This is a genomic window from Shewanella sp. 10N.261.52.F9, from assembly GCF_041471165.1.
Classification (GTDB): Bacteria; Pseudomonadota; Gammaproteobacteria; order Enterobacterales; family Shewanellaceae; genus Shewanella; species Shewanella marinintestina.
The window spans coordinates 444566-455476 of the sequence record NZ_JBFRNX010000001.1; the positions used below are offsets into that span (position 1 = coordinate 444566).

General features: G+C 44.0%; 7 protein-coding genes. 3 read left to right on the forward strand and 4 right to left on the reverse strand.

The annotated features are described in order from the left end of the window. Positions 1-257: 257 nt before the first annotated feature. Positions 258-2138, forward strand: a complete 1881-nt coding sequence (locus tag AB4298_RS01895; RefSeq protein ID WP_248998777.1) for a methyl-accepting chemotaxis protein — start codon at positions 258-260, stop codon at positions 2136-2138. 66 nt (positions 2139-2204) lie between these two features. Further along, complete coding sequence (locus tag AB4298_RS01900) at positions 2205-4085, forward strand: methyl-accepting chemotaxis protein (protein WP_371985561.1); 1881 nt, start codon at positions 2205-2207, stop codon at positions 4083-4085. 120 nt (positions 4086-4205) lie between these two features. On the opposite strand, the gene cydC is transcribed toward AB4298_RS01900, so the two are convergent. From cydC to AB4298_RS01920, 4 genes are all read right to left on the reverse strand, one after another. Continuing rightward, positions 4206-5945, reverse strand: coding sequence for a heme ABC transporter ATP-binding protein/permease CydC (gene cydC, locus AB4298_RS01905; RefSeq protein ID WP_248998775.1), 1740 nt, complete (start codon positions 5943-5945; stop codon positions 4206-4208). Next, positions 5945-7753 carry a heme ABC transporter permease/ATP-binding protein CydD gene (gene cydD, locus AB4298_RS01910; protein WP_248998774.1) on the reverse strand — a complete coding sequence of 603 codons (1809 nt, stop codon included), beginning with the start codon at positions 7751-7753 and terminating at the stop codon, positions 5945-5947. Before cydD ends, cydC begins: the two co-directional genes overlap by 1 nt. 355 nt (positions 7754-8108) lie before the next feature. Continuing rightward, positions 8109-8450: a DUF3622 domain-containing protein gene (locus AB4298_RS01915; RefSeq protein ID WP_248472557.1), complete on the reverse strand. Its 342-nt coding sequence runs from the start codon at positions 8448-8450 to the stop codon at positions 8109-8111. 193 nt (positions 8451-8643) lie between these two features. Continuing rightward, the gene (locus tag AB4298_RS01920; RefSeq protein ID WP_248998773.1) at positions 8644-8844 is read right to left on the reverse strand and encodes a DUF3565 domain-containing protein; all 201 of its coding nucleotides are present in this window, start codon (positions 8842-8844) and stop codon (positions 8644-8646) included. Positions 8845-9256: 412 nt separating this feature from the next. On the opposite strand from AB4298_RS01920, the gene AB4298_RS01925 reads away from it, so the two are divergent. Beyond that, complete coding sequence (locus AB4298_RS01925; RefSeq protein ID WP_371985562.1) at positions 9257-10816, forward strand: DEAD/DEAH box helicase; 1560 nt, start codon at positions 9257-9259, stop codon at positions 10814-10816. Positions 10817-10911 lie beyond the last annotated feature (95 nt).

Sequence of the window (10911 nt, forward strand, 5' to 3'; positions counted from 1 at the left end):
AGCTCAATGAAAATGAGTTAACTGTGATCTCTGTTTTGAATTTACATGTTCTGTCCAATATACAGTTGTATTTACAGCCTGTTTAAATTGAATCCAACATATTTGAGACCACTCTCTCAAATATTTAATATTTATGCTCTTAGTTAAAAAAACTTGCTCTATAATGCAGCGGTTTTTTAGCTCTCAGAAACACCTGTCTTTTATACTTTACTGGCTAAACCGACTAGTAAATATTAATTTTATCAGTGATAAATATAATGAACCTTACGATAAAGAACAAAATCCAACTTGCTGTTTTGATCGTTATCCTAGTGATTAGTACCACACTAGCTAGCATCTCTACTCGCCAACTAACCCAAGATACCGAAGTGGCAATTGCTGACCGCTTTAAGCTGCATGCTGAAGCTGTGAGTAACAATATTTTTAGTTGGCTGGAAGATAAAAGGCGTATCATCATTGCTAACGAAGATCGCATCAAACGTGGTTTAGACAGCGACAGAGAGCTATTACTCACTCTAAATGGCGGCGGGTTCATTGATGTTTATGCCGGCTTTGATACTGGCGATATTATCTCTGGAGATAAGACTCAGCCTTGGCCTGAAGATTACGACCCTCGCTCTCGTCCTTGGTATAAACTGGCTTATAACAGCAGCGAGATGATTGCCACACCACCTTATATCGATATTACTGGTGCCGCAGTAGTTACTTTAGCTCAGCGCTTCAATGGCGTGATGAACGGCGTGCTAGCAGCTGACTTAAGCATTAGCTATATCACGGAACAAATTAACAATCTTAATATCGATAACGCTGGCTTTGCGTTTCTATTAGACGAAAATAATAGAGTGCTCGCTTTTCGTGACAGCAGCTACGCACAAAAAGATGCTTCTCGCTTAGCGAAAACATTGACTCCAAGCAATATTGACTCGTTATTACGCCAAGGTGAGATAACTACAATTGAATGGCAAGATGGCAGCGAAAAGTTACTGCGTTTAACTAACTTACAAGGTACCAAGTGGACCTTAGGTTTAGTTGAAGATAAGTCTCTTGCTTATGAAGCTATTGAACAACAAGTATTACAATCACTTGCGGTGGTTATTGTATTAGCGCTAGTGATCCTCTTAATTGCTTCTTTTACCGTTAATCACATGTTTAAACCATTGCAACAGCTTACGAATGCTATTGAAACACTATCTAAAGGTGATGGCGATCTCACTCAACGCTTTAACGCTCAGAAGCAAGATGAAATAGGCCTGCTTGAAGCCCACATGAACCGTTTTCTTGAAAGCTTACAGCTAATGGTTAAAGCCATTTCAAGCGATACCGAGCAGTTAATTAAACAGGTTAACGAATCATCAAATATTGCCGCAAAGGCTAGTGATGGCGTGAATGGTCAGCATCAAGATGTCGATCAAATTGCCACCGCAATCCATGAAATGTCAGCGACAGCGAGTGAAGTTGCCAGCCATGCTGAAATGACGGCATCTGCCGCGCAAGTGTCGATGCAAGCCTGTGTTGAGGGCAACGAAGTCATAGTTAAAAGCAGTAATTCAATTGAGCAACTATCAATGCAGCTTGGCGATGCCTCATCGGTTGTTTCTGCGCTTGAGCAAAATGCGACTGATATCAATCAGATCCTATCAACTATCCAAGCAATTGCTGAGCAAACTAACCTGCTCGCACTGAACGCAGCAATTGAAGCGGCAAGGGCGGGTGAACAAGGTCGTGGCTTTGCTGTCGTTGCCGATGAAGTGCGTGTCTTAAGCCATAGAACTCAGGACTCTACCGAAGAGATCCGCTCAATGATCTCGATCTTACAGCAAAATAGCCAACAAGCTGTTTCGTCGATGGCATCGAGCACAGACATTGCAAAATCAAGTGTCGAGTTCGCGAATCAAGCTAAACACAGTTTAGAACGTATAACAGACTCGATCACTGAGATCACTGACATGGCAACCCAAATCGCCAGTGCAGCTGAAGAACAGCGTGCAGTTTCTGAAGATATTAGCCGTAATACTCAAGCAATTAATGACACCTCTAATGAGCTTTCCAGCCAAACTCAAGAGGTTAGCGATAACGCTCAGATGATGCTTGCAACCTCTAGCGGCCTAAGCGATCGAGTATCACGCTTTAAAATTTAATCCAGTAAAGCCCGCTATAGGGCTTTATCAACTCACTACGACTCAGCGCAATAACGATAACAATAAATGAACTTAAGCATAAAACAAAAAATTCAGCTCTCGATACTAGTTGTGATCTTAACCATTACAGCAACCTTGTCTTATATCTCGATCAATCAACTACAGCAAAATACTGAGCAATCAATTGCCGATCGATTTAGCTTACAGGCAAGCTCGGTTAGCAATAATATTTTCAGTTGGTTAGAAGATAAAAAGCGCATTATTAATACCAATGAAGCGCGGATCAGCGCGGGGGTAAGCAGCGCAAATGAGCTTGAACTTAGTATTCAAGCCGGTGGCTTTATCAATCTCTATATGGGTCTAGACAATGGCCTAGTTATCTCGGGTGATAAAAACGTTGAAATCCCGGCAGATTTTGACGGCCGCACTCGCCCTTGGTACCAAGATGCGTTTAATCGCCACGAGATCATTACCACAGAGCCATACGTCGATTTATCAGGCGATAGCGTGGTCACTTTAGCTAAACGCTTTAACGGCAATCCAAATGGTGTGCTTGCTGCAGATTTAAGTATTGGCTATATCACTCAGCAAGTCAGTGAACTAAACATAGCCAATGCAGGCTTCGCATTTTTACTGGATGAGAACAATAAAATCTTAGCCTTTAGAGATGGCAATTACACCCAGCAAAATGCCAATCGCCTTGCTAGCAGCCTAACACCATCTTATATTGAAATACTGCGTAATAGCGGGGCGATTACCACCATTGAATGGCAAGATGCAAACGAGAAACTACTGCGCTTAACTGAGCTACAAGGCACTAAATGGACACTCGGCTTAGTTGAAGATAAGTCACTTGCTTATCAAGCAATACAAGAGCAAGTATTACAATCAATTTTTGCAATCGTACTACTCGCGTTAGTGATCTTAGTGATCGCATCTTTTATCGTTAATCACATGTTTAAGCCACTACAGCAACTGACTAATACGATTGAAACCTTGTCTAGAGGTGACGGCGATTTAACTCAGCGCTTTAATGCTCAGCGACAAGATGAAATTGGCACCCTTGAGCGCCATATGAACCGCTTTTTAGCCAGCCTACAGCAAATGGTTAAAGCAATTTCTAACGATACCGAACAGCTGATAAAGCAGATCCATGAGTCATCTGATATTGCTGCTAAAGCTAGTGATGGAGTTAATGCTCAACACCAAGATGTAGATCAAATTGCCACAGCGATTCATGAGATGTCTGCAACGGCCAGCGAAGTCGCGAGTCACGCTGAGATGACGGCTAACGCCGCGCAAGTCTCTACCCAAGCGTGCTTTGAAGGTAACGACGTTATTAGCAAAAATGGAGAGTCGATTGAGTTACTATCGCAGCAGCTTGGTGATGCTTCGCAAGTTGTATCAGCCCTTGAAGCTAACGTAATTGAGATCAATAAGATCCTTTCAACGATTCAAGCCATCGCCGAACAAACTAACTTGTTAGCGCTTAACGCAGCTATTGAAGCTGCCCGCGCAGGCGAGCAAGGTCGAGGCTTTGCCGTCGTCGCTGACGAAGTACGAGTGTTAAGTCATCGAACTCAAGATTCGACCGAGGAGATCCGTGCAATGATCGCCACCTTACAACAAAATAGTCAACAAGCCGTTGCATCTATGGCGTCGAGCACTGATATTGCAGGTAACAGCGTCGAGTTTGCTAATCAAGCCAAGCAAAGCTTAATGCGGATCACTGACTCAATTACTGAAATTAGTGATATGGCGACTCAAATCGCCAGTGCCGCAGAAGAGCAACGTGCAGTTTCTGATGACATTAGCCGTAATACGCAGGGGATTAGCGATAGTTCACACCAACTATCGGCGCAGACTCAAGAAGTCAGTGATAACGCACAAATGATGCTCGATACCTCTAATAGCCTAAGCGAGCGAGTATCCCGCTTTACTATTTAACGTTTACTCACAGTCAATGCTAACGAATAAAAAGCCCAGTTTAACTGGGCTTTTTGCTGTTAATTAACGAGTAGCCTGAGCTAAATTTATGCAGCATTACAGCCCGTAGCCAACGACTCGTTAACTTAAACGCTTAAACAAGCTGGCATAATAGGCATCACTCTCAAGTAACTCTCTATGAGTGCCGCTCGCGCGAATCGCACCTTGCTCCATTAAGTGAATACTATCCATTTGATTCATCGCGGTAAGGCGATGGCTAATCATCAACATGGTTTTATCAGCTGCAAATTCAAATAATAAACGCAAAATATCGCGCTCTGTACGCTTATCTAAGCCTTCGGTTGGTTCATCTAATAATAAGATAGGAGCATCGCGCAGTAAGGCTCTGGCAACACCAATACGGCGCTGCTCACCACCAGATAACTGACGTCCGCCTTCACCTAACCAAGCGTCCAGCGGTTTACTACCCTGTAATAAACTCTCAAGACCGACTTTGCGTAATACCGCAATCAACTTGTCATCATCTTTACGGGTTGCACCGTTAATAGCTAAGGCAAGATTCTCACGCAGTGTGCCACTAAATAGGTAAATACGCTGACTTACCACCGACATCGACTGACGCAGTTGTAGCTCTGAGTATTGGCTAGCATCACAGCCATCGATACTAACTTGCCCGCTATTAGGCAACCACTCTCGGGTTAACAGCGATAATAAGCTCGACTTACCACAACCAGTTTGTCCGAGCAGCGCTACTTTTTTACCTGCTGCGATCTCAAGGTTTAGCCCTTTCAATACGCTTTGCTGTTCGCTATAGCCAAATTCGATATCTTTAAAGCTAACACAACCAAGGCTAACGTCAGCACATTGTCCTTCGCCAAAAGTCACACTTGGTGCCTGCTCAACCACTTCATTGAGTCGAGTCGCTGCAGAGCTACATGCAGATAAATGCTGAAAGGCACCCGCTAGCGGCATCATCATCTCAATCGTCGCCATAGTTAAAAATACAATCATCGCCAGTCTTGGACCTGGCGGCACAGCGCTGCCAACACCTGACGCCGCAAGATACAGCATCAACAAGACGGCAAAACCATGGCAGAGAATCAAACACGCTTGGCTAAGCGCGGTGACACGGTTCATCGCATTCTGACTATTTATCATCGCGCGCTGAGCTTTCTCTAAGCGTAAGCGATACGCTTTTTGTGCACCAAACAAGGTAAGCTCAGCTTGGCCTTGAATATATTCAAGTAACTGCACCCTAAATAGGCGCTTAGTCTCTAGCTGTGCCATTCCAGGCTTGCGGCCAAGAAAATAGAAGGTCGTCGGTAGTAAGATCCATATAGCTAACAACACGCTACACAATGTACGAGCAAGCTCAGGGTCAAAGTGACCAACAAAGAAGTAAAGCACCAACATCATTAGTAGTGATGCAGCAAGCGGCGTAATTAAACGCAAGTACAGATGATCTAACGTATCAATATCGGCAACCAAGCGGTTTAGCAGATCGCCCTGACGCACCCCTTGCAGGTTCTTTGCACTTAACGGCAGTAACTTGTTCCATACCCAGCAGCGTAAATCAGTTAATAAACTAAAAGTTGCCTCATGAGTTGCTAAGCGCTCACCGTAGCGACTTGCTGTACGTACAATCGATAAAAATCGCACTCCACCAGCTGGCGTAAAATAGTTAAAGGTTTGCGCGGCCAAAACGGTTAAACCTGCAACCGCTGTTGCCGATAAGAACCAGCCAGATAACGACAGCAAACCTATGCCTGCCATCAAGGTTGTAACGCTCAAAAACAAACCGATGAACATCATAAATGCTTGGCTTTTAAAGCGTTTTATATAGGGAAATAGTGCTCTCATTACTTATCCCCTTCTGACTGATTATTTGTTTGCGGCACAAGTTTAAGATCAAACTCGCTAACACTGCAGACTTCATCCAGCATCTGCTTAAAGGTGCCCTCTTGTGCCACTAATTGCTGATAACAGCCCTGCTGCACTAACGCGCCTTTATCAATGACAAATATTTTATCCATGGCGCTTAAGTTTTCGAGTCTGTGGGTAACCATAATACAAGCATTCCCTTGCATTGCTGCGGTTAATGTTGCTTGCACCGCTTGCTCGCTCAAGCTGTCTAAACTGGCGGTCGGTTCATCGAGTACAAATAACGAAGCTTGCTGAGCAAGCGCCCTTGCTAATGCGATTCGCTGCGCCTGCCCTACCGATAACCCGGCAGTTTGTTCTTGGACTGGATGAGATAAGCCTAATGGCAACTGCTCCACAAAATCTAAAATCTGCGCTTGTTCCAACAAGGTTAAAATATCGTCGTCAGATAAACTGCGCCCCATGGCAATATTGTCACGCAAGGTGCCATGAAAAAGCTGCGGCTCTTGCCCTAACCAAGCAAGATGTTTGCGCCAATCGATAAGCGACAACTCTTTAAGCTCGGTACCGGCAATACTTAACTGACCTTTGTAAGGTAAAAAACCCAGTAGCGCATTCAGTAAGCTAGTTTTACCTGCGCCGCTAGGGCCTACTATTGCCACATGTTCATTGGCTTTAATCTGAAAACTCACCGGCCCCAGTAATAGACTGCCATCTAAGCTATAAACAGATAAATCCTTAGCTATGATGTCGAGATCTCCGTTCAATTGCTTCTCGCCACCAAACTGCTCTGTTGGGTGATCAAGTAATGCCATTAACTCTTCTGCCGCACCAATCGCTTGCGCCTTAGCGTGATAGTGGGTTCCCATATCTCTCAGTGGTTGGTAAAACTCCGGTGCTAAAATAAGTACAAAAAGACCTGTGAATAAACTAATTGATACGCCGTAATGGCCAAAGTCCAGATGATGTAAGTAGCTAAAACCAAAGTAAACTGCCATAACAGCTATCGAAACAGCAGCAAAAAACTCTAATACTGCCGAGCTTAAAAATGCCATACGCAATACAGCCATAGTGCGCTCACGGAACTCTTCTGAGGCTTTGCGGATAACTCTGGCTTCTTTCTCACCTTGATTAAACAGCTTCAGCGTTGATAAGCCTTTCAGTCTATCCATAAAGTGGCCACTTAAACGGGCTAACGCACTAAAGTTTTTACGGTTAGCGTCGGCTGCCCCCATACCCACTAAAATCATAAACATCGGGATAAGCGGCGCTGTAGCCAGCAAAATTAATCCTGCCGCCCAATTAATAGGGAAAACCGCAACTAAGATAATTAATGGAATAAAACCAGCCAATACGACTTGTGGTAAGTAACGAGCGTAGAAATCTTGCAGATCTTCTATTTGTTCCAGCACTATGCTGGCCCAACTGCCTGCCGGTTTACCTTTAATAAATGCAGGCCCAAGCAGCGCTAATTTATCTAATACCGCGGCGCGCATTTCAACTCTGAGTTTGGCACCAGCTTGAAAACTGGCGCGTTCTCGGGCAAACGCTAGTACGCCGCGGACCACTGTTAATCCAAGCAATGCCCAAAAGTGATTAATGAAATCACTCTTGGGTAACTCATCAATAATAATGCCTTGCAGTACAGTGGCAATAAGCCATGCTTGGCACATTAAGCTTAGCCCGGTTAATACACCGAAAAAAACCGACAAATTTAAATAAAAGCCACACGCTTTCTTTTGCAGCTTCAGCCATTTAGTAAGCTTTTTTTCTACTGTTTTATCCATGTGATTCCAGACTAACGACAACAAGAGGATAAGTTGGATGCTGCGCATCTAACTTGAGCAAAAACATATTTTAAAGACTTTATCGACTAGCGTAAGTTCAATCTATTTAGTTTACGCAAGGCGAGTAAAACACGAATGCATTCCCTCAGTATCGCAGGCATTAATAGCAGAATAAAACATCAATGCAGTAAATGTTATCGGACTCACAAAAATTGAGCTAGATCAATAAATCACGGTTTATAAAACAAGCAGCTCAGCAAATCCTATACATAAAAAAACCGCACTAAGCTAGGCTTACTGCGGTTTCTCAATTTATTTAGCTATCGCTAAAACAAATTAGATTTGCTGCGCAAGATTAACCTTCTGAGTCAGACTCATAATCTAGGTTATCTTCATCGAAATCTGATGATTTGCTTGGACGCGCATTGCGCCATGCATCAGCAGCAAGTTCTTTAGCGTCAGCAGCTTCGTTACGCTCTTCACGCGCCTTAGCTTTACGCTCATTACGCTTAATCAAATTCTCTAAGAATGATTTAAGTTCAGTTTCGCCCCAAGCTTGTGCTTCAGCTTCAGTCGCAAAACCTTTCTTAGCTTTAGAAACAACAATCTTTCTTGCTGTTTGACGACGAGTGATTTGGCCAGTCCAAGTTGCGCCATCTGCTACTACGCGAAAATCATACTTCTTAGTTTGTGTCATGTTACTTTTTATCCTAACAATAATGCTAATACTTGAGCCAAATACACTATTTGTGCGATACCCAGTTAAAGATATCAGCCAAGGCTATTTATAGCTCAATCAATACGCAAGACCAACACTCTAAGTATCACTCTCACGTTCATAATTCTGTTTCTAAATCGCTCTGTAATGATCACCTAAATCACTACACGATTTATTCCACTTCCGAATTGAGTTCACACAGCTTACACTCCAGATTATAACCAAGCATGGCATCTCTGCCTTGCTGGCTAGTCACCCAGTCTCGTCGCTCCCATGGAGGACGATGGCGAACATGTTGCGTATGACCGCAAGACAAATTCGCAACCCAATGGTCTTCATCATCTTTATGATAACTAATGATAGGTTGCTGCATGACAAGTCGCCGAGTTAGGTATGATGTATACCTAGATTTACTGGTGAAAATCGGTAGATGAACTTTCAGGGGCGCGAGATTAACACATGCAGCGCCGATACAACATCTTTTAATCGACTAAAAATCACACAATCGATAGTTTTTTACCAAATTAGTCAATTTATCCTGCTGACAATGATCAATCAGCTCCATTTCAGTTGCTAATAACCCCCTAGTTCTTATTTAACTGCCATACTCAGTGGAGTTAAGCGACAACGCTAGCAAGACCGTTTATTTAGCGGTTGATTGTTTAATAATTAGCGCTTTTTAGGCAGATCCTGTAAGCTGCACGGCCGCCAGCATCTGCAGGCCCCCTGAAACCGCTGCCAGTCGCACTTTAACGTCTATTCCGCAGCCGAAATGAGACCTATCTATGAGTTTTGCCTCACTGGGCTTATCAGCCCAAATTTTGAAAGCCGTTGCCAATAAAGGTTATGACACTCCTTCACCTATCCAGGCACAAGCAATTCCTGCCGTATTGGAAGGAAAGGACGTGATGGCCGCTGCGCAAACTGGTACAGGTAAAACAGCAGGTTTTACTCTGCCATTGCTAGAGCTACTTTCAAAAGGCACCAAAGCCCCGGCTAAACAAGTGCGCGCATTAGTGCTAACTCCAACTCGTGAACTAGCTGCTCAAGTTGGTGAAAGCGTTGAAACTTACGGTAAGAATTTACCGCTTAAATCAGCTGTAGTATTTGGTGGGGTTGGCATTGGTCCACAGATCACTAAACTTAACCGCGGGGTTGATATTCTGGTAGCGACTCCAGGTCGTTTACTCGATCTATATAATCAACGTGCTCTGAGCTTTAGTCAGCTTGAAGTACTTGTTCTTGATGAAGCCGACCGAATGCTAGATATGGGCTTTATTCATGACATTAAAAAAATCTTAGCTATCTTGCCAGCAAAGCGCCAAAACTTGATGTTTTCAGCAACCTTCTCTGATGATATTCGCCAGCTTGCCAAAGGCTTAGTGAACAACCCAGTTGAGATCTCTGTTACACCGCGTAACGCGACAGCTAATACTGTACAGCAGTGGATCTGCCCTGTTGATAAAGGCCAAAAAGCAGCAGTTTTAGTCAAACTGATTAAGCAAAATAACTGGCAACAAGTATTGGTATTTAGCCGCACTAAACATGGTGCTAACCGTCTTGCTAAAAACCTTGAAGCAAAAGATATTACTGCTGCTGCGATTCACGGTAATAAGAGCCAAGGCGCAAGAACTAAAGCTCTAGCCGATTTTAAGAGTGGTGCAATTCGCGTACTTGTGGCGACTGATATTGCCGCACGTGGCCTTGATATAGACCAACTACCGCAAGTGGTTAACTTTGATTTACCAAACGTGCCAGAGGATTATGTACATCGTATTGGCCGTACTGGTCGCGCAGGGGCATCAGGCCATGCAGTATCACTTGTTGGCGATGAAGAAATTAAACTTTTGCGTGACATTGAGTTACTGATTAAACAGAACTTAGAGCGCCGCGTAATCGAAGGCTTTGAGCCAACTTATCACTTACCTGAAACTGACTTAACCGGTAAATCTCATGGCCAGAATAAAGGTCCGCGTAATGGTGGCAACCAAAGTCGTGGTAATGGTCGATCGCGTAGTCCAAATAAAGGCGCAAACTCAGGCGGAGCTAGCAATAAGTCAGCTAACCCGCGTCGCCAAGGCAATGGTCAAAATAATGCTGCTAAAGTAGAACACAAGGATGGCCAACGTAGTGGTGAAATGGCTCGTGGCCACCAGCAAAACGGTGATTCACAACCAAGCAAGCCTAAACGTCAGCGTAGACCGAATGCAGCTAACGGCAACGCAAGTGCAAACGGCAGCGGACCAGAACGCAGCCACAGCAAGCCAACTGGACAACGTAGACCGACCCCAAATAGAGCAAGTAATGGCAATCGTACAGCCAATAAGCCTAGCCAAAACAGCTAAGCAAACGCCTAATATTGCTTGAGCTCGATTATATCTTTGCCAAAAACCACTTGTGGTTATTGGCATAAGTGCTCTAGACACAAATACCAAGGCTA

Coding starts and splice junctions, on each gene's coding strand:
- AB4298_RS01895 (WP_248998777.1), top strand. CDS start 258: ATGAACCTTACGATAAAGAACAAAATCCAACTTGCTGTTTTGATCGTT.
- AB4298_RS01900 (WP_371985561.1), top strand. CDS start 2,205: ATGAACTTAAGCATAAAACAAAAAATTCAGCTCTCGATACTAGTTGTG.
- cydC (WP_248998775.1), bottom strand. CDS start 5,945: ATGAGAGCACTATTTCCCTATATAAAACGCTTTAAAAGCCAAGCATTT.
- cydD (WP_248998774.1), bottom strand. CDS start 7,753: ATGGATAAAACAGTAGAAAAAAAGCTTACTAAATGGCTGAAGCTGCAA.
- AB4298_RS01915 (WP_248472557.1), bottom strand. CDS start 8,450: ATGACACAAACTAAGAAGTATGATTTTCGCGTAGTAGCAGATGGCGCA.
- AB4298_RS01920 (WP_248998773.1), bottom strand. CDS start 8,844: ATGCAGCAACCTATCATTAGTTATCATAAAGATGATGAAGACCATTGG.
- AB4298_RS01925 (WP_371985562.1), top strand. CDS start 9,257: ATGAGTTTTGCCTCACTGGGCTTATCAGCCCAAATTTTGAAAGCCGTT.